Source organism: Haladaptatus sp. AB618, assembly GCF_024136965.1.
GTDB lineage: Archaea > Halobacteriota > Halobacteria > Halobacteriales > Haladaptataceae > Haladaptatus.
In genome coordinates, this window is the sequence record NZ_JAMYJX010000003.1 from 419,043 (window position 1) to 441,553 (window position 22,511).

Annotated in this window: 28 protein-coding genes and 1 tRNA gene; 14 read left to right on the forward strand and 15 right to left on the reverse strand. The window is 60.5% G+C overall.

What is annotated here, in order from left to right; translation table 11 throughout:
* Positions 1-39 precede the first annotated feature (39 nt).
* From NKF26_RS12605 to NKF26_RS12615, 3 genes are all read right to left on the reverse strand, one after another.
* Positions 40-816 carry a mechanosensitive ion channel family protein gene (locus tag NKF26_RS12605; RefSeq protein WP_253228999.1) on the reverse strand — a complete coding sequence of 259 codons (777 nt, stop codon included), beginning with the start codon at positions 814-816 and terminating at the stop codon, positions 40-42.
* The gene (gene dacZ, locus NKF26_RS12610; protein WP_253228998.1) at positions 817-1,629 is read right to left on the reverse strand and encodes a diadenylate cyclase DacZ; all 813 of its coding nucleotides are present in this window, start codon (positions 1,627-1,629) and stop codon (positions 817-819) included.
* Between the two features lie 134 nt (positions 1,630-1,763).
* Positions 1,764-2,033, reverse strand: a complete 270-nt coding sequence (locus NKF26_RS12615) for a hypothetical protein (protein ID WP_253228997.1) — start codon at positions 2,031-2,033, stop codon at positions 1,764-1,766.
* An 83-nt stretch (positions 2,034-2,116) separates the two neighbouring features.
* On the opposite strand from NKF26_RS12615, the gene NKF26_RS12620 reads away from it, so the two are divergent.
* The gene (locus tag NKF26_RS12620) at positions 2,117-2,395 is read left to right on the forward strand and encodes a helix-turn-helix transcriptional regulator (RefSeq protein ID WP_253228996.1); all 279 of its coding nucleotides are present in this window, start codon (positions 2,117-2,119) and stop codon (positions 2,393-2,395) included.
* 121 nt (positions 2,396-2,516) lie between these two features.
* Here the strand turns inward: NKF26_RS12620 and coaBC are convergent, their stop codons facing one another.
* Both coaBC and NKF26_RS12630 read right to left on the reverse strand, forming a co-directional pair.
* The gene (gene coaBC / locus NKF26_RS12625) at positions 2,517-3,683 is read right to left on the reverse strand and encodes a bifunctional phosphopantothenoylcysteine decarboxylase/phosphopantothenate--cysteine ligase CoaBC (RefSeq protein ID WP_253228995.1); all 1,167 of its coding nucleotides are present in this window, start codon (positions 3,681-3,683) and stop codon (positions 2,517-2,519) included.
* 927 nt (positions 3,684-4,610) lie between these two features.
* Complete coding sequence (locus NKF26_RS12630) at positions 4,611-6,539, reverse strand: ABC transporter ATP-binding protein (protein ID WP_253234397.1); 1,929 nt, start codon at positions 6,537-6,539, stop codon at positions 4,611-4,613.
* A gap of 96 nt (positions 6,540-6,635) precedes the next feature.
* Between NKF26_RS12630 and sugE the strand changes: the two genes are divergently transcribed.
* Entirely contained in the window at positions 6,636-6,953 is a 318-nt protein-coding gene (sugE, locus tag NKF26_RS12635; protein WP_253228458.1) for a quaternary ammonium compound efflux SMR transporter SugE, read from the forward strand.
* Between the two features lie 284 nt (positions 6,954-7,237).
* On the opposite strand, the gene NKF26_RS12640 is transcribed toward sugE, so the two are convergent.
* Positions 7,238-8,347 (reverse strand): GTP-binding protein, encoded by a 1,110-nt coding sequence (locus NKF26_RS12640; RefSeq protein WP_253228459.1) that lies wholly within the window; start codon positions 8,345-8,347, stop codon positions 7,238-7,240.
* Positions 8,348-8,460: 113 nt separating this feature from the next.
* Here NKF26_RS12640 and NKF26_RS12645 point away from each other — a divergent pair, with 113 nt between their 5' ends.
* Both NKF26_RS12645 and NKF26_RS12650 read left to right on the forward strand, forming a co-directional pair.
* Positions 8,461-8,673: a hypothetical protein gene (locus NKF26_RS12645; protein ID WP_253228460.1), complete on the forward strand. Its 213-nt coding sequence runs from the start codon at positions 8,461-8,463 to the stop codon at positions 8,671-8,673.
* Between the two features lie 130 nt (positions 8,674-8,803).
* Complete coding sequence (locus NKF26_RS12650; RefSeq protein ID WP_253228461.1) at positions 8,804-9,280, forward strand: 50S ribosomal protein L11; 477 nt, start codon at positions 8,804-8,806, stop codon at positions 9,278-9,280.
* 13 nt (positions 9,281-9,293) lie between these two features.
* Here NKF26_RS12650 and NKF26_RS12655 read toward each other — a convergent pair whose 3' ends face one another.
* Entirely contained in the window at positions 9,294-10,040 is a 747-nt protein-coding gene (locus NKF26_RS12655; protein WP_253228462.1) for a hypothetical protein, read from the reverse strand.
* A 172-nt stretch (positions 10,041-10,212) separates the two neighbouring features.
* Here NKF26_RS12655 and NKF26_RS12660 point away from each other — a divergent pair, with 172 nt between their 5' ends.
* From NKF26_RS12660 to rpl12p, 3 genes are read left to right on the forward strand one after another with little or no spacing between them, the layout of a single operon-like run.
* The gene (locus tag NKF26_RS12660; RefSeq protein ID WP_253228463.1) at positions 10,213-10,851 is read left to right on the forward strand and encodes a 50S ribosomal protein L1; all 639 of its coding nucleotides are present in this window, start codon (positions 10,213-10,215) and stop codon (positions 10,849-10,851) included.
* Between the two features lies 1 nt (position 10,852).
* Positions 10,853-11,887 (forward strand): 50S ribosomal protein L10, encoded by a 1,035-nt coding sequence (locus tag NKF26_RS12665; protein WP_253228464.1) that lies wholly within the window; start codon positions 10,853-10,855, stop codon positions 11,885-11,887.
* 9 nt (positions 11,888-11,896) lie between these two features.
* Positions 11,897-12,223 (forward strand): 50S ribosomal protein P1, encoded by a 327-nt coding sequence (gene rpl12p / locus NKF26_RS12670; protein WP_253228465.1) that lies wholly within the window; start codon positions 11,897-11,899, stop codon positions 12,221-12,223.
* Between the two features lie 151 nt (positions 12,224-12,374).
* Here the strand turns inward: rpl12p and NKF26_RS12675 are convergent, their stop codons facing one another.
* Both NKF26_RS12675 and NKF26_RS12680 read right to left on the reverse strand, forming a co-directional pair.
* Positions 12,375-13,565: a DHHA1 domain-containing protein gene (locus tag NKF26_RS12675; protein WP_253228466.1), complete on the reverse strand. Its 1,191-nt coding sequence runs from the start codon at positions 13,563-13,565 to the stop codon at positions 12,375-12,377.
* A 32-nt stretch (positions 13,566-13,597) separates the two neighbouring features.
* Positions 13,598-14,116: a multiprotein-bridging factor 1 family protein gene (locus tag NKF26_RS12680; RefSeq protein ID WP_253228467.1), complete on the reverse strand. Its 519-nt coding sequence runs from the start codon at positions 14,114-14,116 to the stop codon at positions 13,598-13,600.
* A gap of 108 nt (positions 14,117-14,224) precedes the next feature.
* Here NKF26_RS12680 and NKF26_RS12685 point away from each other — a divergent pair, with 108 nt between their 5' ends.
* Positions 14,225-14,428 carry a molybdopterin-binding protein gene (locus tag NKF26_RS12685; protein WP_253228468.1) on the forward strand — a complete coding sequence of 68 codons (204 nt, stop codon included), beginning with the start codon at positions 14,225-14,227 and terminating at the stop codon, positions 14,426-14,428.
* Between the two features lie 3 nt (positions 14,429-14,431).
* Here the strand turns inward: NKF26_RS12685 and NKF26_RS12690 are convergent, their stop codons facing one another.
* Complete coding sequence (locus tag NKF26_RS12690; RefSeq protein ID WP_253228469.1) at positions 14,432-14,626, reverse strand: hypothetical protein; 195 nt, start codon at positions 14,624-14,626, stop codon at positions 14,432-14,434.
* Positions 14,627-14,783: 157 nt separating this feature from the next.
* Between NKF26_RS12690 and fni the strand changes: the two genes are divergently transcribed.
* From fni to NKF26_RS12705, 3 genes are read left to right on the forward strand one after another with little or no spacing between them, the layout of a single operon-like run.
* Positions 14,784-15,860, forward strand: a complete 1,077-nt coding sequence (fni, locus tag NKF26_RS12695; RefSeq protein ID WP_253228470.1) for a type 2 isopentenyl-diphosphate Delta-isomerase — start codon at positions 14,784-14,786, stop codon at positions 15,858-15,860.
* A gap of 4 nt (positions 15,861-15,864) precedes the next feature.
* Positions 15,865-16,059: an SH3 domain-containing protein gene (locus NKF26_RS12700; RefSeq protein WP_253228471.1), complete on the forward strand. Its 195-nt coding sequence runs from the start codon at positions 15,865-15,867 to the stop codon at positions 16,057-16,059.
* A 51-nt stretch (positions 16,060-16,110) separates the two neighbouring features.
* Positions 16,111-16,512, forward strand: a complete 402-nt coding sequence (locus tag NKF26_RS12705) for a thioesterase family protein (RefSeq protein ID WP_253228472.1) — start codon at positions 16,111-16,113, stop codon at positions 16,510-16,512.
* Between the two features lie 212 nt (positions 16,513-16,724).
* On the opposite strand, the gene NKF26_RS12710 is transcribed toward NKF26_RS12705, so the two are convergent.
* Positions 16,725-16,809, reverse strand: a tRNA-Leu gene (locus NKF26_RS12710).
* Positions 16,810-17,238: 429 nt separating this feature from the next.
* Here NKF26_RS12710 and NKF26_RS12715 point away from each other — a divergent pair.
* The 3 genes from NKF26_RS12715 to NKF26_RS12725 all read left to right on the forward strand — a co-directional run bounded on the left by NKF26_RS12715 (position 17,239) and on the right by NKF26_RS12725 (position 19,905).
* The gene (locus NKF26_RS12715) at positions 17,239-18,960 is read left to right on the forward strand and encodes a hypothetical protein (protein WP_253228473.1); all 1,722 of its coding nucleotides are present in this window, start codon (positions 17,239-17,241) and stop codon (positions 18,958-18,960) included.
* 82 nt (positions 18,961-19,042) lie between these two features.
* Complete coding sequence (locus tag NKF26_RS12720; RefSeq protein ID WP_253228474.1) at positions 19,043-19,630, forward strand: DUF420 domain-containing protein; 588 nt, start codon at positions 19,043-19,045, stop codon at positions 19,628-19,630.
* A 101-nt stretch (positions 19,631-19,731) separates the two neighbouring features.
* Entirely contained in the window at positions 19,732-19,905 is a 174-nt protein-coding gene (locus tag NKF26_RS12725; protein ID WP_253228475.1) for a hypothetical protein, read from the forward strand.
* Positions 19,906-19,915: 10 nt separating this feature from the next.
* Here the strand turns inward: NKF26_RS12725 and NKF26_RS12730 are convergent, their stop codons facing one another.
* The 4 genes from NKF26_RS12730 to NKF26_RS12745 all read right to left on the reverse strand — a co-directional run bounded on the left by NKF26_RS12730 (position 19,916) and on the right by NKF26_RS12745 (position 22,507).
* Complete coding sequence (locus NKF26_RS12730; protein WP_253228476.1) at positions 19,916-20,467, reverse strand: hypothetical protein; 552 nt, start codon at positions 20,465-20,467, stop codon at positions 19,916-19,918.
* Between the two features lie 59 nt (positions 20,468-20,526).
* Positions 20,527-21,990 carry an amidophosphoribosyltransferase gene (purF, locus tag NKF26_RS12735; protein WP_253228477.1) on the reverse strand — a complete coding sequence of 488 codons (1,464 nt, stop codon included), beginning with the start codon at positions 21,988-21,990 and terminating at the stop codon, positions 20,527-20,529.
* Positions 21,991-22,151: 161 nt separating this feature from the next.
* Entirely contained in the window at positions 22,152-22,328 is a 177-nt protein-coding gene (locus NKF26_RS12740) for a 50S ribosomal protein L37e (RefSeq protein WP_082837985.1), read from the reverse strand.
* A complete protein-coding gene (locus NKF26_RS12745; protein ID WP_007977665.1) occupies positions 22,325-22,507 on the reverse strand; it encodes an LSM domain-containing protein in 183 nt (60 codons plus the stop codon). The genes NKF26_RS12740 and NKF26_RS12745 overlap by 4 nt, the downstream gene beginning before the upstream one ends.
* Positions 22,508-22,511: the final 4 nt, after the last annotated feature.

The following is a 22,511-nucleotide window of genomic DNA, read 5'->3' on the forward strand; positions in this document are numbered from 1 at the left end:
GGACGAGCGCTCGAAACAGCGAAAATCGCCCTCGGGGGATCAGTTTCGAAGTCGGACCGCACCCTTCCGGAAGACGAGATGGTTGGGAATGATGAACTCCTCGCCGTCGTTTTCGATATGAGTGACGAACAGATCTACCTCCTGGACGATGCCCTGATTTCCGGCGACACGGATCTCGTCGCCGATGCCGTAGGGCTGGTTGAGCAGGAGATAGATTCCCGCCGCGGAGGAGCGGAGGAGATCCCAGAACGCCACCGCGCCGAAGACGATGGCGGCGACGACGTACGCGCCGAAGAGGACGAGCAAGGTCATCACCGCGATGCCGATCTGGCTCAGTGCGATGAGCGAGGCGATGTAGACGATGCTGTACTTGACGATTCGGGGGATGACGTTGACTTCGGGGAGTTTGACGCTCCGGAGTCGCTCGCTGACGAGCAGTTCGGCCTTGTCCGCAACGATGAACCCGATGATGAACACGAGTGCCGCGACGAACAACTGCGGTGTGAAGAGGATTATCTGCCAGAAAAGTTGCGTGCTCAGCGGTAGTTCGGCCGTGTTGAGCGCGAGAAGGATCGTGACGCCGTAGATGAACCACGACGTGAGACGGGCGATGAGCGAAACCGTCGTGGTGCCGAGACTTCGGGCGGTGCGCTCGAACGGCGTCCCCTCCACGACTTCGTGGAGTCCTGCGGCACGGAGGATACGCATGTTCAATCGACCGAGCAGATACCCGGCGATGCCACCGACGATGAGGATGAGGATGGCGAGGACGATTCGATACTCCTGTTGGAGGAGTACCTGCCATTCCGCGGCCATCTAATAAGCCTCCGGGTCGAGTTCCAGAATTATCTCACCGCCCTTGAACGCCCGAACGAGCCCATCACTCTCCGAGAGGACGATGGCCGTTGCGTTCGTATCGCGCGTGATCGCACCGCCCGCCATGTGGCGTGCTCCGAGTCCTTTCGGGATGTCCACGCCCTCCGCCGACGGTTCGAGGTAGCGGTACGCCGAGACGATTTTGCCCGAATCGGAGATGACGAACGCGCCGTCGAGTCGGGAGAACTCCTTCAGCATGACGTTCACGATGGGGTCCCCGACGTGGACGTGGCTCTTCTCGAACGGGTTGTACGACAGCGGGCGGGACTTGTTCATCACTTTGCCCGCGTCGCCGACGATGAACAGCGCACCGACGGGTTTCCCTTTCTGTCCCTTCTTCCCCAGTTCGATGGCGACTTCGAACACGTCGCGGATGACGCCGGGGTCGGCCCGCGAGTTGGCGAACAGGTCGTAGATCCCCGAGTGAACGTCCTCGTCCGCCCTGGTCTGGGTGACCGTATCGAGTCCGTCACTGAACATGCTCGCCACGCAGGTCAGTTCGTCACCGTCCTCCGCGAATCCGTTGTCCATCGCCCCCTCGATACCGAACCGGATGCGGTCTTTGACACTGGTGAATTCGAGCGGCAGTTCCACGAAGTTGCTCGCGCCGACATTGTTGCTCGGCGCGACGACGACCACGTCCGTGTCGTCGAGTTCCGCGAACCGTTCGTAGTACGACCCGCTCGGAGAGAAGAGAAACACTGCGTCGACACCCCCGACGAGGTCCTCCAGAAGTTCGCTCAGGCTAGCCATTACAGAATGCCACTCAATCCCCGGAGAAAAGGTTTGCGGGGGTATATGTCATCAGAAATCTCTTTTTACGGACGTGTCTCTCGTCGTTCACTGGAGATGTTTTGTCCATTTCCCCGAGTCCTCTGTTCGATTCGTTACATACCCATATCGGCGGCAGGGTCGGGAACTGGCAGGTCGTTCGGTCGAACGCCAAGCAGTTCCGCCACATGGTCCAACGCCATGTCGAATCCGTAGTAACGTTCGATTTCAGGACTGTCGGCCGTTTCCCTGACTTTCAGCATCCCGTACCCTTCGCGGTTCTGTGCGACCGCCGCGGTTTTTCCCTCGCGCGAGAATTCGAGGATGCGCTCGTTGTCGGTTTCGGAGTAGCGGGCCGTGATGTCGTCGTCCGAGAGCGTCGTCATGGTCGGCGGTTAGAAGGGGGGGCAGTCGAAGCTATCGGTTCCAACCCGAAAGCGACGTGAGCCTCGCCCCTCGATTGTCCCACATGACACGCTGGCACCAGAGCGGCACCCGCCGCGACATGTGCATCCTCCTCGCCGAGGCCGGGGAACTCCGCGGCCAGAAACTCAAGACGAGACTCGAATCACACTACGACAAACAACTCGACCCCAAGCGATACTACGCGACGCTGGAGCGCCTCGTCGAAAGCGGGCACGTGGAGCGACGGGTCGAAGGGCTGTACGACGTGTTCACGCTGACAGAAATCGGGGAACAACGGTTACGGGAGCAGTTCGAGTGGATGCGGGAACAGGTTGAGGAGTAGGGATTCGAGGTGCGGAAGACGGGGTAGTTTTGGTGGGCATGACTCCGGTGGTGACGGTGCCGAAGCGTTTCCGACTGAACAATAGCACACGAAAACCGACCGCAATTCGTAAACACCGAGATTACTCGCCTGCAAGTTCGCCCGCGAGTTCTTCGGCGACGGTGAGTCCAAGTTCGTCCTTGCTCCCGCTGTACTCCCGGACGCTGTTCGGCCGGACGAACAGCGTCCTCGTTTCCTCCTTCCCCATGACGCTCGCGTCGTTCGCGACGACGAACGAGAGGTCGACCCGTTCCAAGGTTTCACGGGCGGCGGCGACCATCGTGTCGTCGTCGCCGCTCGTTTCGGCCTTGAACCCGACGATGGGGAGGTCGGGATGTTCGTCCCGAACCGTGTCGATGAGTTTAGGAGTGGGATGCAAGTCGAGGGTGAGTTCCCGTCCCGACCGAATCTTTTCGTCCTCGTCGTCGGCGGTGTAGTCGCTGATGGCAGCGACGGAGACGAGGACGTCGGCCGGGAGTCCTTCGATGTGTTGGCGGACGGCGTCGAGCATCTCGGCGCTGGTCTCGACCTGCTCGACGGTGGCGTAGGGGACTGTCGGTCCGTCGTGAATCAGCGTGACGGAAGCACCGTAGACGTAGCAGGCGCGGGCGACCGCCCGCCCCGTCTTTCCGGAGGAGCGACTCGTGATGATTCGGACGGGGTCGATGGCCTCGCTGGTCGCGCCGCTGGTGATCACGACGCGCTTTCCGTCGAACAGATCGGGGGTGGTCGCGCGGGCGACGTCGAGCGCGATGGCGTCCTCGGTGGCGATCTTCGCCTTCCCTTCCTCGATTCTCGGGTCGACGAACTCGACGCCCCACGATTCGACGCGGTCGATGGCATCGAGGACGCCGGGGTGATCGTACATGGGTTCGTGCATGGCGGGCGCGATGACGACGGGCACGTCCGCGCCGAGCGCCGTGGTCGCGCACGTCGTGACGGGCGTGTCGTCGATGGCCCCGGCAATTTTCCCGACGGTGTTCGCCGTCGCGGGCGCGACGAGGAACACGTCGGCCCACCCTTCACGGCCACAGAGTTCGACGTGTTCGACTTTGCCCGTTATCTCGGTGACGACCGGGTTGTCTGTGGCGAACTCGACGGCCCACGGGTTGATGATGCCCTTCGCGCTCGGTGACATCACGGCCCGGACGTTCGCGCCGCGCCTGCGCAGTTCGTGTGCCAGTTCGACCACTTTCACCGCCGCGATACTTCCGGTCACCCCCAACGCCACGTTGACTCCGGTCAGCATTACTCGCTACTGGGTTGGGTACCCCGAAAAAAGTCACTGGTTCGATGGTTGCGTGAGTTTCGTTGCAGTCGTTGCGATGAAAGTTCAGAAACATCTGTTCGTTCGGTACGAAACGACTCCAACTCAGGAGCAACGAAGAAGGTTCGGAAAGCCCCCGTCCGTTCGCGGTTGTCTGAAGACGTTCCGGCTCCCTGCGTTCGCGGGCTGCGTCTTCCGTGGTCACCCTCGCTCCTTCGTCGCTCGCGTGACCGCTGCACGAGATATCCGCACGCTCAGCAACGCCCGTGCGGATAGTGGCTCGTGCAGACGACTACAGAAGCGCGAACGGCCGGCCCCTTTCATCCCACCCGAACAACCCCGCACCACGACAGCCACACCCTCCCCAACCGATTTGCTCGGTCGCTGGCGCTCCCTCACTCATCCCTCGCACGGAACGCCAGGCAGGCCCTCAGCCGACCGCTGGCTTCGGGACTGCTGGCGCGCGCGCGCCGTGCGGTTGATCGATAGCGCCCAGCCTGTCCTTCCGAGTGGCGCGCGCTGGCAGCGGTCCTGAGGACAGTGAGGTTTCGAAGAAACCTCTGGGTGAACAGTGTAATTGCCGAGCAACGCTCGGCAGTCAGCCGGACGAAGTCCGGCGAAATTGCCAAGCGTTGCTTGGCGGTCAACCGGACGGAGTCCGGTGAAACCGTGAACCAGCGGTCGTCCGAAGGTCGCTGCCGATACCGTGCGAGAGATGACGAAGGGAGCGACAGCGACGAAAGGAATCGGCTGGGGAGGTGTGTGGGCGGTGGCGGTTGCGGTCTTCATTGCCGCTCGGCTACTGAAATCACAACAGAACCAGAAAATCGGTTACGTAGCGAGCATGGACTTTCAATGCTACCGTTTCGCACCTGCAATCACAAAACAACCCAACCCGTCTCTCCCAACCTATTCCCGACTCACTTGACTCGCACTCGCTCGCCGGGAGGCTTCCAACACAAATTCTTCAGACAGCGCATCGATTTCCCCGGCCTGCACGCGCCAGAGGTTGGCGTACAGTCCGTCGTTGTCGAGCAACTCTTCGTGCGTGCCGCGCTCCACGATTTCCCCTTCCTCCACGGAGAGGATGGTGTCCGCGCCCTTCACCGTCGAGAGGCGGTGGGCGATGATGAACGTGGTTCGGTTCTCGGTGAGTCGGTCGAGACTGCGCTGGATGAGCATCTCCGTCTCCGTGTCCACCGCGCTCGTCGCCTCGTCCAACACGAGCAGTTCGGGGTCTGCCAGAATCGTCCGAGCAATCGAGATGCGCTGGCGCTGACCGCCCGAGAGTTTCAGGCCGCGCTCGCCGACCCGCGTGTCGTAGCCGTCCGGGAGGTTGGTGATAAAATCGTGTGCCTCGGCGGCCTTCGCGGCGGCCACGATGTCGTCGCGGGTCGCGTCGAACGCCCCATACGAAATGTTCTCCTCCACGGTGCCGTCGAAGAGGAAGGTGTCCTGCCCGACGTAGCCGATGTGCCCGCGTAGGCTCTCGACTGTGAGTTCCCGCACGTCGTGGCCGTCCACCCGAATCGCGCCGCCCGTCACGTCGTAGAGGCGCGGGAGGAGTTTGCAGATGGTGGACTTCCCGGCACCGGTCGGGCCGACGAGGCCGACCGTCTCGCCGGGGTCGGCGGTGAACGTCACGTCCGAGAGGACCTCGTGGTCGTCCTCGTACGCGAAGTCGACGTGGTCGTATTCGACGCGGCCGTCCACGGAGTCGGCATCCAGCGCCACGGCGTCCGGGTCGCTCGTGATGGCCGGTTCGATGGAGAGCAGACCAAAGATGCGTCGTGCGGAGGCCTTGGCGTCCTCGTAGCGGTCCACCACCTCGCTCATCTGCGTGAGCGGTTCGACCATGCGCTGGGTGAGGATGAGAAAGGTGACGAGGTCGCCAATGCGGAGAGTACCGCCCGAAAAGCCGAGCGGCGGGCCGGAGAGGAGCCACAGTCCCCCGACGACGAACGTCGCGGCGAACGCGATTGAGGTGAGCAACTGCATTCCCGGTCGATAAATGAAATTCATCCGGAGCGCCTGCCAATCCCGGCGGAAGTAGTCGTAGGAGACCTTCCGAACGCGCTCGTCCTCGAACGACTCCGTTCCGCTGGTTTTGATGACCTCGATTCCGGCGAGGTTGTTCTCCAGTCGCGTGTTCAGGTTCCCGACCGACGACCGAACCCCCGAGTAGAACTTCTCGATCCGCTTCATGAACCACCACGTGAACAGCGCCGCGACGGGAATAACGGCCATCGTGACGAGCGCGAGTTGTGGACTGGTCAGGAAGAGAATCGCGCCGATGCCGACGATGAGGACGAACAACTGGACGGCGCTCCCCATCATATTGTCGAGGAACAGTTCGAGGCGGTTCGCGTCGTTGTTCAGGACGCTCATCAACTCGCCCGTCTTGTGGTCGTCGAAGAAGGTCATATCCAACCGTTGCATCCACTGGTAGGTCGAGGTCCGCACTTCGTGTTTGACGCGATGGGAGAACAGGTTCAGACTTGACGACCGTGCGAAGTTACAGAACGCCGCGAGCACCATCCCCACGCCCATGATTTCGGCCGAGAACCAGAACTGGCCCATCTGCGTCGTCGGAATCCACGACTGAGGGACGAAATAGAGCGAGTACGCATTGCTATTGAACGACTTGGCGAACACCGAATCGATAGCGACGCCGAGCACGAGCGGCGGCACGAGCGACAGCAACCGCGACAGCAGGCTCGTCACCAATCCGATGATGAACCAATGGTAGTGATCCTCCCCGTATTCGGTGAACAACCGAACCATCGGTCGTTCCACTTCCTCCCCCAACTCCTCCGGGTCGACCTCGTCGGCACTCATTCCGTGAACGGTTCAGAAGGAATTCATAAAGAGTCATGGGTCTCGGCAGGCTGGGAAACGCAAGACATAGCTCCCGCCCGTCCCGAAATCCGAATCATGTCGTGGAAGCTGCTCGTCGTCGCCGGACTGTTCGAAGTCGCGTGGGCCATCGGCCTCGAATACTCCGAGGGCTTCTCGAAACTCTGGCCCTCCGTCTTCACCGTCGTCGCCCTCGTCGTCAGCATGGCCTTGCTGGCGAAGTCCCTCCAGACGCTCCCCGTCGGCACCGCCTACGCCGTCTGGACCGGTATCGGAGCGGTCGGAACCGCGACGCTCGGTATCGCCCTCTTCGACGAATCCGCCGACGTTCTGCGGATACTGTTTATCGGGGTGATCGTGGTGGGAATCGTCGGCCTGAATCTCGTCTCCGGCTAACCCCACGAGATGATTTGTCCGGAGCAGTGCTGTTAGCAACCTCGATCATGGCTTAGAAAAATCGGAGATTTTTGAACACGTTGGAGCGAATCGGCTGGAGAGGTGCGTGGTCGTTGCGGGCGGTGCGGTGGTGGTGCGGTGGTGCGGTGGTTTCGTTGCCGCTCGGAAATCGCAGTCACGACAGAGCCAAATCCCGTTTGTAGCGAACGGTCAGAAGTTCTCGAAACCAATCACTGGGCAACTGTAATCACAAAACTCCCCAAGCAGACACGCCCGAGCCGTCCCTATTTTCGGAGAATCAACCGAAGCACGTCCTCGTCCGCGAGTTCGTGTTCCACGCCGACCTGCTGTTCGTCGTGCTTGGCGCTCGGACCGCTGACGCGGGCGAAGCGGAATCGCTGACCCAACTCGCCGCCGAGGTGGTTGCAGGCATCCTCGATGGTACTGCCCTTCGGGAGGACGAGCGGCTCCTCGTAATCGACGCCGCGTCCGGGTTTGTCCATGTAGATCCGCATGAGGCCGAGCTCTTCCCAAATCTTTTCGCGGAGCGCGTCGAGTCCCTTCTCCTTCTCGGCGCTGATGAACACGGCTTCGTCCGGGTCGATGTCGTGGTCGCGGAGTTCCCCGCGGACTTTTTCGGCGTAGTCGTGCTCGATGAGGTCCACCTTGTTCACGGTCACCATCGACGGGAGGTAAACGCGGTTGTCCATGATGCCGTCGATGAGGCGGTCGATGTCCACCTTTTCGCGCAGGGTGACGTTCGCGTTGACGTACCCGCGCTCGCGGAGGACTTCCTTGATCACGTTCTCGGAAATGTCCTGGTCCGCACTGGACGTGACACGGATGCCACCGCGGCCCTTCTTGGCGATGGAGATGCTGGGCGGCGTGGAGTCCAATCGGATCTTGTTCTCGTAGAGCTCCTCCTGCAAACGTTCGTACTGATCTATTTCGAAGACGGAGAGGACGAAGACGACGAGGTCGGCCGCACGAACCACGGAGAGGACTTCCTGCCCGCCGCCGCGGCCGTGGGCGGCACCTTCGATGAGTCCGGGCACGTCGAGGAGTTGGATGTTCGCGCCGTTGTACTGCAACATTCCGGGGTTTACGTTGAGAGTGGTGAAATCGTACGAACCGACTTCGCTCTCCGCGGCGGTGAGCGAGTTCAACAGCGTCGATTTGCCGACGCTGGGGAAACCGACGAATGCGACGGTTGCGTCACCCGTCTTCTCGACGGCGTATCCCTCTCCGCCACCGGCGGAGGACTGGTTCTGTAGCTTCTCCTTTTTCTCCGCGAGTTTCGCCTTCAGCCGACCGATGTGGCTCTCGGTGGACTTGTTGTACGGCGTGTCCGAGATTTCCTCGCGGAGTGCTTCGATTTCCTCCTCCAGTCCCATTAGGAACACGTCAGCCGTGACTGCCGAAAAACTTGTTCCTTCTCGTCAGCGGGATTTTGTCCCTTAATTCGACACGTTAATACGTTTCGGCCTGTCACATGATGTGAAGTCAAATGCCGGATCCTGCCCGTCTCCGCGATAGCACGCAAATCGTCCTCCACCGCGACACGCTCGATGGGATCCGCTGCGAACTCGAACACAACTTCATGCTGACGATCGTTTCGGCGAGCGGCGAATGCGACGAGTGGCTCCGTCTCATCGGCAGTCCGGTCGAGATCAAGAACGCGAGTCGATTTTTGGGACGGCACGGCGTCAGCCTGCCGTAAACGAGCTACAGACGCCGTTCGTTTCCTCCCGCAGACCTAGGGAACCGTTCGTACCCGCGGAGAGCCGATCCCACCGTTCTCCAGCACCCGAAAAGAAATCCTTAAAACTCCGGCGAGATTTCGGATACGTATGGTAGATACGATAGAAGTACTCGTCCCCGGTGGACAGGCCAACCCCGGCCCACCACTCGGCCCGGAACTCGGCCCGACGGCGGTCAACGTTCAGGAAGTCGTCAACGAGATCAACGAGCAGACGGCTGCGTTCGACGGCACGGAAGTGCCGGTCACCGTCTTCGTCGAGGACGACGGCGGCTTCAGCCTCGAAATCGGTGTCCCGCCGACGGCGGCGCTCGTCAAGGACGAGGCCGGATTCGATACTGGCAGCGGTGAACCCCAGAAGGATTTCGTCGCCGACCTCTCCATCGACCAAGTGAAAAAGATCGCCGAACAGAAGAAACCCGACCTCCTCGCCTACGACACGAAGAACGCGGCGAAGGAAGTCGTCGGAACGTGTGCCTCGCTCGGTGTCACCATCGAGGGCGACAACGCACGCGAGTTCAAAGCCAAAGTGGACGCCGGCGAGTACGACGACGCGCTCGCGGCGTAAACTGGATTCTTCTTCATATCCACAGCAGTATCGCGGAGTAGCCACCGGCACCGAGTGCGAACGCCCAGAAGCGACTGCGCCGTTCTTCCGGGAGTTCTTCTTTGATTACGTTGAGGATGACGCCACCGGCGAGGAACGCAAAGAGGGTGTTCACGACGGCTTCGTCCACGTGCGTGGCGATACCGATCCCCCAGCCAACGACGACGGCGGCGGCGAGCACCCAGCGGCCGACCCGGTCGTAGGTGTCCCGGTGGTGGTCCCGAAAGCCGTAGTCGTTGACGATGAAGTGAAGCGCCATGGCCGTCGCGTACAGCAGGAGGCTGATGATTCCCGGTTGCTCCCGATGCACGAGCAGGTAGCCGATGAGCGCGTTGTACGTCGTGAACGCGCCGACGTGAATCCAGAAGACGCTCATGGTCGTCCCCGGTCGGGTGGTCCTTTTCGGATCGATAGAACGATTCTCGTATCCCGATTCCTCCGCGAGTCGTTCCAATCCGTAGAACAGCGCGAATCCGCCGAGCGCGACGAGGAAGACGTGGCGCTCGAAGAATCCGGCGAGGAGCGGAACCGATTCGAGTATCGTCCCGCCCTTGAGGTCGGGGAGGACGTGGACGAAGACGTAGGCGACGGATGCCCCGCCAGCGATCGAGAGCCAGTAGTTTCGCGGTATCCCTCGAAACGCGCGTACCTGCCCGGCGCCGAGGTGCACGGACGCGAGCGTGATGGCCACGAGGCCGGTGAGAAGCGTCGATGTCGTCATCGCTGTCTGCACGTGATTCGTGCCCAAACCGCAAACCAATGGTGGCTCGGCGGGGTATTTCGCCGAAATGGTTCGACGGGTTTAAGTTCCGCATGCGTCAAATTCGGGTGAGACAGGCATGGCCTGTTTCACTGACCCGTAGGAGCATTCCTGCGTACTACGGAGGTGAACGATGGCAAATAATGAGATAGAGCAAGCAGTCTCTCGCGCACTCGAGGACTCACCCGAGCGGAATTTCCGCGAAACGGTGGACCTCGCAATCAACTTGCGCGACCTCGATTTAAACGATCCGTCGAATCGTGTCGACGAGAGTATCGTACTCCCGTCCGGAACCGGCCAAGATACCAAGATTGTCGTCTTCGCGGAGGGTGAGACAGCCCTTCGCGCAGAGGACGTCGCGGACGACGTTCTCTCGGGCGACGAACTGGAAGACTTGGGCGATGACAACGACGCGGCAAAAGACCTCGCGGACGAAACGGACTTCTTCATCGCCGAGGCGTCGATGATGCAAGACATCGGTCGATACCTCGGTACCGTTCTCGGTCCGCGCGGTAAGATGCCGACGCCGTTGCAACCCGACGACGACGTCGTCGAAACGGTCAACCGGATGAAAAACACCGTCCAGCTTCGGAGCGGTGACCGACGAACGTTCCACACGCTCGTCGGCGCCGAAGACATGTCCGCCGATGACATCTCCGAGAACATCGACGTTATCGTTCGGCGTCTTCACTCCAATCTGGAGAAAGGACCGCTCAACGTCGATACTATCTACGTGAAAACGACGATGGGACCGTCGGTGGAGGTTGCCTAAAATGTCCGCAGAAGCCGAACACAAGACAGAGCACATTCCGGAGTGGAAGCGCGAGGAAGTCGCTGAGCTGACGGATTTCGTCGAGAACTACAACAGTGTCGGCGTCGTCAACATCACCGGCATTCCGAGCAAACAGCTCCAGAACATGCGCCGCGGTCTTCACGGAAGCGCGGAACTTCGCGTCAGCCGTAACACGCTGGTGCAGCGCGCGCTCGACGCCGTCGGCGATGGGTTCGACGACCTGGAGGAGTACATCTCCGGCCAGATCGGCCTCATCGGGACGAACGACAACCCGTTCGGCCTGTACAAGGAACTGGAAGCCTCGAAGAGTCCGGCACCGATCTCGGCCGGCGAGATCTCCCCGAACGACATCCTCATTCCCGAGGGTGACACGGGTGTCGACCCCGGACCGTTCGTCGGCGAACTCCAGCAAGCCGGAGCATCCGCACGGATCATGGATGGCTCCATCCACGTGACCGAGGACAGCCTCGTCGCGGAGGAAGGCGACGAGGTTTCGCAAGAACTCGCGAACGTCCTCGCCGAACTCGGCATGGAGCCGAAAGAGGTCGGTCTCGACCTGCGCGCCGTCTATTCGGACGGCGTCATGTTCGAGTCGGACGAACTCGCCATCGACGTGGACGAGTACCGCACGGACATCGAGACGGCTGCGGCCTTTGCCCGCAACCTCTCGGTCAACGCCGTGTACCCGACCGAGCAGACCGCACCGCTGCTCATTTCGAAGGCCACGGGCGAGGCCAAGAGCCTCGGCCTGCAGGCCGAAATCGAGAGCCCGGACGTCGTGCCGGACCTCGTGAGCAAAGCGGACGCACAACTGCGCGGACTTGCCGCACAAATCGACGACGAGGACGCGCTGCCTGAGGAGCTTCGCGGTGTCGAAGCACCTGCAACGGGCGACGCGGCCGAGGAAGAAGAATCGACTGACGAAGAAGCAACTGAAGCCGAGCCTGAAGACGATGACGACGACGATGATGACGACGAAGACGCAGGCGCAGGTCTCGGCGCGATGTTCGGATAATTACTAACCATGGAATACATCTACGCAGCACTCATCCTGAACGAATCGGGCGAAGAGATCAACGAAGACAACCTCACGGACGTGCTCGACGCTGCTGGCGTCGACGTCGAAGAGTCCCGCGTCAAGGCGCTCGTCGCCGCACTCGAAGACGTGGACATCGAGGAGGCCGTCGAACAGGCCGCCGCCGTCCCCGCTGGTGGTGCCGCTGCACCTGCCGGTGGCGACGACGAAGGCGCTGCTGACGAAGCCGAAGAAGAGGAAGCCGCTGAAGAAGAAGAAGAAGACGACGAGGACGAGGACGCCGGTGGCGAGGGCCTCGGCGAACTCTTCGGCTAAACGCGACGACTTCAACTCGAACACTTTCTTTCGGACGCCGCGTGGAGAGCGACGGCGTTCGCGGACGTGACTGTCGGGATGGTTCTGCGGTTTCGATGTGATTGCTGGGGAGTTGACGTTCGTCTTCGAAAGTTGGGGGTGGTGTAGAATTCTATTCCCGCAGATACGCCACGACTTCGTCCGGGTCCGCCGATAGACCGCCGCCCTGTGCGAACGTCGGACTGCCGCCACCGCCGCCGCCGAACTCGGCTGTTACGTCGTCCACCACGTCGCCAGCATCGACTTCTCCCGCAGTACCGACGACGATGAACGTGGAGCCGTCTTTTCCGGCAAGCGCGACCACGTCGGCCGTCTCACCCGCGAGTTCCCGCACCCTGTCGCTCAGTTCGTTCGGTCCGACGCCGTCGATGGTTCCGACCAGCCACTCGTGACCGTTCCGGACGACGGTCTCCTCCGCGAGTTCCGCGATGGTTGCCCCGACGAGTTGTGATTTCGCGTCGGCCAACTCGGCTTCGAGCGCATCGATTTCGTCGGTAAGTCGGGCGATTTCGTCGGGCAAATCCCGAACGCCGGTTCCCGCGATTCGTGCGGCATCCAGCGCGCTCAGTTTTTCCTCCGTCCGCGTACGGATGGCTGGCGGGCCGACGGAGAACTCCACGCGCGTCATGCCCTCGCCGGGGTTCGACCGGTCGAGGATCGTCACCGGGCCGATTTCGCGGGTGTTCTCGACGTGCGTGCCGCCACAGGCCGCCACGTCCCAGCCGTCGATATCGACCACGCGAACCGTGTTCGAACCGCTCAGCACGCCCTCTTCCGTTTTGGTGTTGAACGCGATTTCCTCCCGCTCCAGCGCTTCCTCCTTCGGGACTTCCTCCCACGAAACGGGTATCGAGTCCCATACCGCGCGGTTCGTCAGGCGTTCGAGTTCCGCGAGAACCCCGTCGCCGATGTCCGTCGAGGTCTGGAAATCGACGCGGATTTTCTCCTCGCCGATGTCGAAGCCACCGTAGCCGAGATCGTCCAAGATTCGTCGACCCGCACCGTACAGGACGTGGCTCGCCGTGTGCGAGCGCATGCAGTAGGTGCGAAACTCCTCGTCGATCTGGCCGCTGATTTCGTCCCCCTCGGTGAAGTCGGGCGTCGTTTCGAGGCTGTGAACCACTTCGCCGTGTCGTTTCTGTACGTCCACGACCGGAATCCCGTCGAGCGTACCCCTATCGGCCGGTTGGCCGCCGCTTTCGGCGTAAAAATACGTCTCCGAAAGGATGATATCGGTGCCATCGACGTCCGAAACGGTCGCCTCGAAGCTCGTTCGATACGGCTCTGCTGGCGCGTGAGTCATACCCGTTCGTGCGAAACGGGCGGACAAAAACGCTACGCCGACTCCGACAACGTCAGGTCGAGGCGTTCCTCCAGCGCCTCGATGACCGACCCGCCGACGCTCGCGCGGTTGGCTCGGCTCTGTTCGACTGCGAGCAGGTCGTCTTCATCGATTCCGAGTTCGTCCGCGAGTTCACCGGACTGCAGTCCGGCCTCCTGTCGCGCCTCGACGACGCGGTCGCCGTAGTCGGAGACGAGATACGGGAGCGGGTCGCTGTCGTAGCTCGTCCCCTCCTCTTCCCAGTGGCGTGCATCTCCCTTGCGGGCGTCGTCCATGCGCGCCGTGCGCTGGGCGGCGCGACGCTTGCGGTCCTGCTCGCTCAGCTGATTTCCGCCAGTTTCCCGCTTTTCCTTCGGTTCCGCGGCGTCGTTGTGGCTCGCACAGTCCTTGCAGACCTGCAGGGTCGCGCCTGCGACGCTCGCCTCGCTCAGCGAGTCGGAGGCTTTCCCGCAGAGTTCACAGGAACCGCCGCTACCGTTTCCGGACGAATTCCCGGTCGAGTATTTTGCCATACCCCCGTTAGGAAGGGACTACATTTCAATATCGCGTTTGATTTCCGGAGCAAAGTGCGCCCGAACGCTTATCCACGGCCTCGTCGTGGTCGTTCCGGGGTATCGAAGATGCTCAGCGCACGAAATCGACTCGATGGGAAAGTGGTGGCAGTGGAAACGGGCGACGTGACCGCGGAAGTGATTCTGGACGTCGGTGACGACGAAGTCGCCGCCGTCATCACCCGCGAATCGGCCGAGAACCTCGAAATCGAGGAGGGGATGGAACTGACCGCCGTGGTCAAGGCGACAGACGTCATGGTCCGGTCGGACTGAAACTCATCGCTCCATCGACGCGGCGATTCGTTCGACGGCGCGAACGAATCGCCAGAATAGGTACAATCCGATGAGCGGGAAAACGATACGGAACCACGCGAAGAACCGCTGATTGATGAAAATGCTGTATAGGAAGGTGAGGATTGCGACGCCGATAATCGTCCAAATGAGGTACCGTTCATCGAAATTCTCGGACATATTTATGTCGAATATCAAATCGGATATATAGATGCCGATGCGAGAACGATTATCGGATATCCTGACTTCGGGTCGAAACGGTCCGTGGTAAGTTTGGAACGCCCCCACGAGAATCCGAATCAGGTATTTGATGGGGGTCTCTCCGTAGGAGTACATCATGGAACCAGAAACGTCCGACCGAAAGGACGATCACATCGAGATTATACTCGAAGAGGACGTCGAGACGCCCGGCAGCGGGTTTTCCGACGTGCAGTTGATTCACGAGGCGCTCCCCGAGATTCATCGTGACGACATCGACACGTCCATCGAGTTCTGTGGTCACGAACTCGCCGCCCCCATCGTCATCGAGAGCATGACCGGCGGCCATCCGAACACGACGAAGATCAATCGAGCGTTGGCACGGGCCGCGGGGGAGACCGGGATCGCGATGGGTGTCGGAAGTCAACGTGCAGGGTTGGAGAAACCCGAGGATGAAGCACTCATGGAGTCGTTCACCGTCGTTCGGGACGTCGCGCCCGATGCGTTCCTCTACGGCAACATCGGTGCGGCACAGCTCGCGGAGTACGGGGTCGAGGGCGTCGAACGGGCGGTAGAGATGATCGACGCCGACGCGATGGCGATTCACCTCAACTTCCTGCAGGAAGCCGCACAGCCGGAAGGCGATATCGACGCGCGGGATTGCCTCAAGCAGGTCGAAACGGTCGCGTCCGAGTTGAGCGTCCCCGTCATCGTCAAGGAAACGGGGAGCGGGATTTCGAACGCAACCGCACAGCGGCTTACCGACGCCGGTGCCGACGTCCTCGACGTTGCAGGCAAGGGCGGAACGACGTGGTCCGGCGTCGAGGCGTATCGAGCGAGTGCGGTCGGTGCGGACCGTCACGCAAAGATCGGGAACCTGTTCCGGAGTTGGGGGATTCCGACCGCCGTCAGCACCGTCGAAGCCGCGGACGCACACTCCTGTGTCGTCGCCAGTGGCGGCGTCAGGTCCGGGCTCGATATCGCCAAAGCGATCGCGTTGGGCGCACAAGCGGGCGGCCTGGCGAAACCGTTCCTCCAACCGGCGGGCCGCGGGTCCGAAGCGGTTATCGACCTGATCGGCGACCTCCGCGCGGAACTGACGACCGCGATGTTCGTTTCGGGGGCGAATTCCGTCGCGGAGTTACAGGAGACGGAGTACGTCCTCCTCGGTCGGACCAAGGAGTTCATCGACCAACGTCGAGACGGTGGACAATAGAGCCGTGAACTCCGACGAGAGCGGGACGTATCGAGTGACCGAGGCACACGAGTCCGAGTTCCCCGACCCGATCACGGTTTCGAAGGGCAACGAAATCGAAGTGAGTGAGCGGGATATCGAGTGGGACGGTTGGCTCTGGTGTGTCGATTCGGCGGGCACGGCGGGGTGGGTCACATCGCGGAACCTTCGAAAAACGTGATAGTTCGGCCGGAATCGACAGACGGTTTACCCGCTTGGCGCTACGAGGAGTATGGACGAGTTCGGCTACACGACGGACATCGAAGTACGCTATCGTGACCTCGACACGATGGGACACGTCAACAACGCCATCTACGTGACGTTCCTCGAACAGTCGCGAGTCGATTACTTCGAGGACGTTCTCGGCATCTCACCCACCGACATCTCCGGCGTCATCGCCCATCTCGAAATCGATTATCTCCGGTCGATAACGGCCGAGGACGACGTGACCGTCGCCATGCGCGTCACGGACATGGGAACCACCAGCGTCACGATGGAACAGGAGATTCGCGCGGGGGGCGAACCGGCCGCCACCGCCGAAATCGTGCAGGTCGTGTTCGACGAGAACGGGGAGGAACCGCGACCCATCCCATCCGAGTGGCGCGACAGGATCACCACGCACGAAGGACTCTGACGGCTATCGCTACGTTTTGGGAGTTTCCGTTTCGAAAATCGAGCTAGCCGGTGCTACCGGACGATACTTCGAGAGAAAACTAACCAGCCGAGGCTGGTGAGAAGTTGTTTTCGGTAGGAATTGTGCGTGGGTGATGTCCTCGAAGGAGATCACCTGCATCGTGTTCGGCGGTTACACCGCCTCACGTGTTCGCGGCAAAGCCGCGCATGCGATGCGTGGGACCGGATTTGAACCGGCGGACCCCTACGGGACAGCGCCCTCAACGCTGCGCCGTTGGCCTAGCTTGGCTACCCACGCCCGCTGTGTCTGTCTGCACTCAATGGTAGATGGTGGGCTAATAAAAGGCCTTTCATTTTACTCAGCAACGGCATAGGTTCGCATAGATGTGACAGAGTACGTCCAATACGCTAATTATTGGTCCGAACGATTCTGAATTGATGTCGATTGGCTTCATCTCCCGGCTGAGAAATACACGTGTGGACTACGTTTGCCCGGAGTGCGCCCGCGCGTTCAACCTTCCCTGCGAACGCTGCCCCGCCTGTGACTGTGACCGACTGTACAAAATAGTGAAATAGCGTCGATCGCTTCTCGATGCGATAGCTATTCGTGGCAGTTCGTCCCTTGCTCGTGAATCCATTGAGAGATAGCCGTTAATATTTCTCTAAATTTTTGAATTCTGTATTATGTGGAAAATAATAAAGTATTTATTATCTAAATTATAATTTGATGTCTGATAAAATCAGCAGAGAAGAAAGGACGGACGCGTCGGGCGACAGCAAATTCACACGCCGTGGAATGATGGCACTCACGGGGCTAGCGGGTCTCGGAATCGCAAGTACCGGGATGGCGAGCGCGGCGCAGTCGGGCGACCTCGACATGAACGGGTATCAAATACTGAACGTTAACGACATCAAAGCAGCCAGTAATACGGCCTACTCTTCGTGGATGTCGTCCGGCAGTGGAAGCGGTGCAGTTCAATTGTGGGACAAAAGCGCCGGAACGTATTTCTTACGTGCACAGGAGGACGGCAGCGGCAGTGCTGGACCGATCAACGTCAATTCGTCCATCGAGGACGGACTTGACGTGGACAACCTCTCTATCTCCGGATGGAACGTAGTCGATTTGGTCGAAAAGGGTGCTGACCCGAGTGGCGGTACGTCCATCAACAGCCTTCTCGACCAGTATGCGGGCGACAACACGCTCATCGTACTCCCCGACGGGGAGTACAAGATGGATGGACCGTTTAATCACGACCAGTTCACGAACTTCGGGTTGGTCGGGAAAGGGGACGCGATTCTAAAAGCGACGGGGAACATCACGACACCACTCCTCGGGTTCGGGTACACTGATGACACGAAAACGCGCGAGACGCTGCGTTTGGAAAACCTGACCATCGATATCACGAACTCCGGTTGTCGACCACTCTTCTGTTTGGCCGAGAAGAACATGCTCGTTGAAAACGTCGAAGTCGTCGGAAAACGCCAGGATGGGGTCGGCAACATCGACAGCAACATCTTCGGGATGACCGCTTCCGACGGCTACGGCCGCGTGAACATCCGACTCCCCGATGGTGGGGAGTATCGCTCGGGCAAATCGAGAACCAGCCAGTTCATCGGCGTCGCGGCGGGCGGCGGTCGAAACGTCGGAACACTCGTCTTCGACGGCTGTTACCTCGCGAACTTCCTCAACAACGGCTTGTACCTCAAAGCACACCCGGGGCAGGTGTATGTCAAAAACTGCCACGTCAAGAACTGCGGCCTCACTTCGATTCGACTCGGTGACGGTCATTCGGCACGTGACTGCTTGATAGAAATCGATGACGAAGCGGCGAAATCGAACACGAACGTCCCGTCATCGAGCGACTTTAACCCCGCCGCACAGGCGATTTGGGGAGAGCTCGGAAACACGGTCTACGAGAACATTACCATCGTGCGGAACAACGGCGGTAATCGACTCATCCGCAACGGAACCGACGCCGATGCGTTCATGCGATGCTCGAACCTCAACGTCGAGGATAGCGGTACCGGGGACGTTTTCGAACTCGTATACGATGGCGAAATCGTCATGGAAAACTGCGTCTTCGAGAAGAAAGCGGGGAGCAGTTGGACATCCCAAGTAGAGTCGCCCAACGCTCGCGTCACGATGCGGGATTGCAAATATACGACGACGAAAGACAGCACCAACCGGCGAGGGATTCTCGTCAGGGATAGCGAGCGATTCGTCGCCGAGAACTGCTACTTCGACGCGCAGAACTACACGCTCCAGCCGGTCGATAATCGTAGCTCTGCGGAGATGTATACCCGTATCGTCGGCTGTGAGGTTAACGGCCGCCTCAACATTAAAGGCCCGAAAGTCGCGGTTGTCAAGGACTGTGACTTCTCGAACGGCAACCTCACGTTCGGCGAACACGCCGATACGGAGTTCGTCCGGGACAACTATTCGGCGTAGATACGGCTTCGCAGCAGAGAAGAGCAACTGAAAGACGATTTTTCGAGAAATACGCGAACGCCTGCTGTCAGTGGTAACTGGTATGCAGACGGAGGTTCAATCCGCGCGTGTGAATACGACTGTCCGAAACAACGTCCCGACGCTGACCGCGCTCCTGAGCATCGTCTCGCTCGCGCTGGTGTTCGGTGCGGTACTGGGTGTCGTCCCCGAACACGCCATTCCGCGCGCGCCGAACTCGTTTCTCGCCGCGATTCCTCACCTCAACGCCGCAATCAGCGTGGCGGCCATCGCCATCATCAGCGCGGCGTGGCACGCGATTCAACAGGGTCACCTCCTGCGCCACCGGACCGGGATGATGACCGGCCTCGTCCTGTTCGTCGCCTTCCTCGGTCTCTACCTGTACCGGGTGTCGCTCGAAGGACCGACCGAGTTCCCCGGGCCGAAGGCCGTCAAACAGTTCGTCTACCTGCCGATACTGGCGATACACATGGTTCTCGCTATGGTCTGTATCCCGCTGCTCTACTACGTACTGTTGCTCGCGCTATCCCATCCCGTGAGCGAACTCCCGAACACCAATCACCCCCGCGTGGGACGGATCGCGGCGTCGTTGTGGCTCACCTCCTTCGCGTTGGGCGTGGTCGTTTACGGATTGTTGTACGTGGTGTACTGATTCGAAGATTCCCTCGAATTCGTGGGTTTTAGCGCCGAACGTACCACACGAAACCGAACTAGCCACACGATATATCCACTCCCGACCCGTACATCTCGTTCATGCCAATACCGGGATACGACCCGGACGATTTGGACGAACTGCTCGCGGAGCGACTCGAAGCGCGCGGTGGTCCCTCCCTCACGCCACGACAGTGGCGCGAGTACGAGAACGGAGCGAACCTGTTCGATGTCCTGACAGAATCGGAGATCGAGCGGTTGCTGCACGAGGAATAACGCCGTCGTGTCACGCGTTTGGACGAACTCCGGAAACGAAAAAGCGGTCACAGTACAACTCGGCTAATCGTGGAAACACCCCGACGCCAATGCCCGCAACCACCACGGAAACCACGATGGATACCAGTGGCAATCCCATCGTCTTCGCCACCGAACCGCCCCCGTAAGCCACGACGGCGAGGACCGTGTTGAAGTAGAGAAGGCGAAGGAGCAACAGGGAGGGCGTCAACGACACCCAACCCGGTGTTTCGGTCCCCAACGGAGAGAGCCACCCGCCACGAATCAGGGCCACTTCGACGACCATCGTTGTCCACGCGACCAACGCCGACGTTTTTACTCCGAAAAATCGGTTGGGAATGGAGACCATCACGAACCAGAGGAACGGGACGAGCGGAACGGAAACGTCCGCGAACGCGTAGACGATATCGTCCAGAAAGCGTCCGAAATTACCCTTCTCCTTGGTGTTCGTCTTCCCGTGACCGAACCAACCGCGGCGGCGGCGACTACGGGCGGGACGTGTCGCACGACACGGATGGTCGTTTCTGCCGGATGAAGACGGCATAGATTCGCGAATTACACGGCGGGAACGGTAAAAGTACGTACTACATCGTTAGAGCGGCGTCAGTCGCTCGCACCCTCGATAACAGGTCGCTTCACGTCGCGGTCGGTCTCCTCGTCGTCGATGTCGTAGGGATAGCTTCCGGTGACACAGCCGAGACAGAGGTCGGTCTGCGAGACCGAAAGCGCGTCGGCGATGGCTTCCTTCGAGAGGTAGGCGAGGCTGTCGGCGGCGATGGTCTCCCGTATCTCCTCGACGGACTTGTCGGAGGCGATGAGTTCCTCCCGGGTGGCCATGTTGATGCCCATGTAGCAGGGCGCGACGATGGGCGGCGCGCCGATTCGCATGTGGACTTCCTCGGCCCCGCAGTCCTTGAGCAGTTGGATGAGTTGGGTCGAAGTGGTCCCGCGGACGATGCTGTCGTCGATGATGGTGACGGTGCGCCCCTCGACGGTCGATTTGATGGGGTTGAGTTTCAGACGGACCGCGCGTTCGCGTTCGTCCTGTGTGGGCATGATGAACGTCCGGCCCACATAGCGATTTTTCATCAGTCCCTCCGCGAACTCGACGCCCGACCCGTCCTCCTGTGCGGCCTCGGCGTATCCGGAGGCGAACGCGCGCCCGGAGTCGGGAACGGGCATCACCACGTCGCTCTCGATGCCGCTTTCGTCCCAGAGCTTTCGCCCCAATTCGCGGCGCACCTCGTACACGAGGTTGTCGTCGATGATGCTGTCCGGACGGGCGAAGTAGACGTGTTCGAAAAAGCAGTGGGCGGTTCCTTCCGGTTCGACGAGTTGGTAGGTGTCGTAGCCCTCACCGTTCGGCTGTAGCACCACGAGTTCGCCGGGACGCACGTCGCGGACGAGTTCGCCGTCGATGGTGTCGATGGCCGCCGATTCGGAGGCGACGACGTAGCCGTCATCGACCTTGCCGATGACGAGTGGTCGATTACCTTCCGGGTCGCGAACGCCGAGCACCGTCTCGTCGTGCATGATGGCGAGCGAGTAGGAGCCGTGAATCCGGTTCATCGTTCGCTTGACGGCCCGAACGAGGTCCTCTTCGAGGAGGTTGCGCGCGAGGTCGTGGGCGATGACTTCCGTGTCACCGTCGGACGTAAAGGCGTGGCCCTTCCCCGCGAGTTCGTCGCGGATCTCTTCGGAGTTGACGAGGTTGCCGTTGTGCGAGAGCGCGAGCGATCCGCTCTTGAACGAGACGGTGAAGGGTTGTGCACAGCTCTTGTCCACGCTTCCGGCGGTCGGATAGCGAACGTGACCGATTCCGGCGCTTCCCTTCAGATCGTCGATGTCCTCCTCGGTGAAGGCGTCCCCGACGAGGCCCATCGAGACGTGGTCGTGTTGTTGGAAGCCGTCGTGTGTGACGATGCCTGCCGACTCCTGCCCGCGATGCTGGAGGGCGTACAGCGAGTAGTAGAGGGGGCGAGCAGCGTCCCGACCGGCGAGTGACGCGCCGACGACGCCACATTTCTCGGTCGGTCCGCCGAGGTCTCCATCCCGGCCACTTGACATGGCTACCTGTAGCGGGGGACAGTAGTAAAAACCCTCGTTATCGTGCCGTATTTCCCAGCCCGCAGGCGAGAAATATGCACATCCGTGAATACCGATTCGGGAGACGAAGCCGCCGGCTCGTCGGTGAGAGGTTTAAGAGGGAGAAAATCAACAGCAGGCGATTAGTTGTCGCCGGCTCGACTCTGCCACTCGTAGTCGCGTCGTTTGCTCGATTTACCGAAGCCGCACGACGAGCAAACACCTTTTCTCACGTGATACGATTTCTCACCGCAACGGCGGCATTTCACGTGCGTCGTTTTGTTCTTCTTGCCCTGGCTTGGAGTTCCTGCACCAGTCATGGAGTAATCGAAACGACGTTATCGCCGCGTATAATGGTTGTGTCTTCGTCTTCGATGACGAGGTTCATGTGCTGGTCGTAGCCCGTAAGCGTACCAGTGTACTCCTCTCCACCTTTCAGCTGTACTGTCACTGCCGAGTTCAACGACGCTTCGAGAACGTCGAGTGGTCGTCCGCTCATATCA

Excerpts from the sequence above, each read along its gene's own strand:
- NKF26_RS12620 (WP_253228996.1), top strand. The coding sequence starts at position 2,117 with ATGACACGCTGGCACCAGAGCGGCACCCGCCGCGACATGTGCATCCTC.
- NKF26_RS12665 (WP_253228464.1), top strand. The coding sequence starts at position 10,853 with ATGTCCGCAGAAGCCGAACACAAGACAGAGCACATTCCGGAGTGGAAG.
- NKF26_RS12685 (WP_253228468.1), top strand. The coding sequence starts at position 14,225 with ATGCTCAGCGCACGAAATCGACTCGATGGGAAAGTGGTGGCAGTGGAA.
- NKF26_RS12650 (WP_253228461.1), top strand. The coding sequence starts at position 8,804 with ATGGTAGATACGATAGAAGTACTCGTCCCCGGTGGACAGGCCAACCCC.
- NKF26_RS12715 (WP_253228473.1), top strand. The coding sequence starts at position 17,239 with ATGTCTGATAAAATCAGCAGAGAAGAAAGGACGGACGCGTCGGGCGAC.
- NKF26_RS12655 (WP_253228462.1), bottom strand. The coding sequence starts at position 10,040 with ATGACGACATCGACGCTTCTCACCGGCCTCGTGGCCATCACGCTCGCG.
- NKF26_RS12660 (WP_253228463.1), top strand. The coding sequence starts at position 10,213 with ATGGCAAATAATGAGATAGAGCAAGCAGTCTCTCGCGCACTCGAGGAC.
- NKF26_RS12675 (WP_253228466.1), bottom strand. The coding sequence starts at position 13,565 with ATGACTCACGCGCCAGCAGAGCCGTATCGAACGAGCTTCGAGGCGACC.
- NKF26_RS12740 (WP_082837985.1), bottom strand. The coding sequence starts at position 22,328 with ATGACTGGTGCAGGAACTCCAAGCCAGGGCAAGAAGAACAAAACGACG.
- NKF26_RS12705 (WP_253228472.1), top strand. The coding sequence starts at position 16,111 with ATGGACGAGTTCGGCTACACGACGGACATCGAAGTACGCTATCGTGAC.
- NKF26_RS12640 (WP_253228459.1), bottom strand. The coding sequence starts at position 8,347 with ATGGGACTGGAGGAGGAAATCGAAGCACTCCGCGAGGAAATCTCGGAC.
- NKF26_RS12630 (WP_253234397.1), bottom strand. The coding sequence starts at position 6,539 with ATGAGTGCCGACGAGGTCGACCCGGAGGAGTTGGGGGAGGAAGTGGAA.
- NKF26_RS12730 (WP_253228476.1), bottom strand. The coding sequence starts at position 20,467 with ATGCCGTCTTCATCCGGCAGAAACGACCATCCGTGTCGTGCGACACGT.
- fni (WP_253228470.1), top strand. The coding sequence starts at position 14,784 with ATGGAACCAGAAACGTCCGACCGAAAGGACGATCACATCGAGATTATA.
- dacZ (WP_253228998.1), bottom strand. The coding sequence starts at position 1,629 with ATGGCTAGCCTGAGCGAACTTCTGGAGGACCTCGTCGGGGGTGTCGAC.
- NKF26_RS12725 (WP_253228475.1), top strand. The coding sequence starts at position 19,732 with ATGCCAATACCGGGATACGACCCGGACGATTTGGACGAACTGCTCGCG.
- NKF26_RS12720 (WP_253228474.1), top strand. The coding sequence starts at position 19,043 with ATGCAGACGGAGGTTCAATCCGCGCGTGTGAATACGACTGTCCGAAAC.
- sugE (WP_253228458.1), top strand. The coding sequence starts at position 6,636 with ATGTCGTGGAAGCTGCTCGTCGTCGCCGGACTGTTCGAAGTCGCGTGG.
- NKF26_RS12605 (WP_253228999.1), bottom strand. The coding sequence starts at position 816 with ATGGCCGCGGAATGGCAGGTACTCCTCCAACAGGAGTATCGAATCGTC.
- purF (WP_253228477.1), bottom strand. The coding sequence starts at position 21,990 with ATGTCAAGTGGCCGGGATGGAGACCTCGGCGGACCGACCGAGAAATGT.
- NKF26_RS12690 (WP_253228469.1), bottom strand. The coding sequence starts at position 14,626 with ATGTCCGAGAATTTCGATGAACGGTACCTCATTTGGACGATTATCGGC.
- NKF26_RS12645 (WP_253228460.1), top strand. The coding sequence starts at position 8,461 with ATGCCGGATCCTGCCCGTCTCCGCGATAGCACGCAAATCGTCCTCCAC.
- coaBC (WP_253228995.1), bottom strand. The coding sequence starts at position 3,683 with ATGCTGACCGGAGTCAACGTGGCGTTGGGGGTGACCGGAAGTATCGCG.
- NKF26_RS12745 (WP_007977665.1), bottom strand. The coding sequence starts at position 22,507 with ATGAGCGGACGACCACTCGACGTTCTCGAAGCGTCGTTGAACTCGGCA.
- NKF26_RS12680 (WP_253228467.1), bottom strand. The coding sequence starts at position 14,116 with ATGGCAAAATACTCGACCGGGAATTCGTCCGGAAACGGTAGCGGCGGT.
- NKF26_RS12615 (WP_253228997.1), bottom strand. The coding sequence starts at position 2,033 with ATGACGACGCTCTCGGACGACGACATCACGGCCCGCTACTCCGAAACC.
- rpl12p (WP_253228465.1), top strand. The coding sequence starts at position 11,897 with ATGGAATACATCTACGCAGCACTCATCCTGAACGAATCGGGCGAAGAG.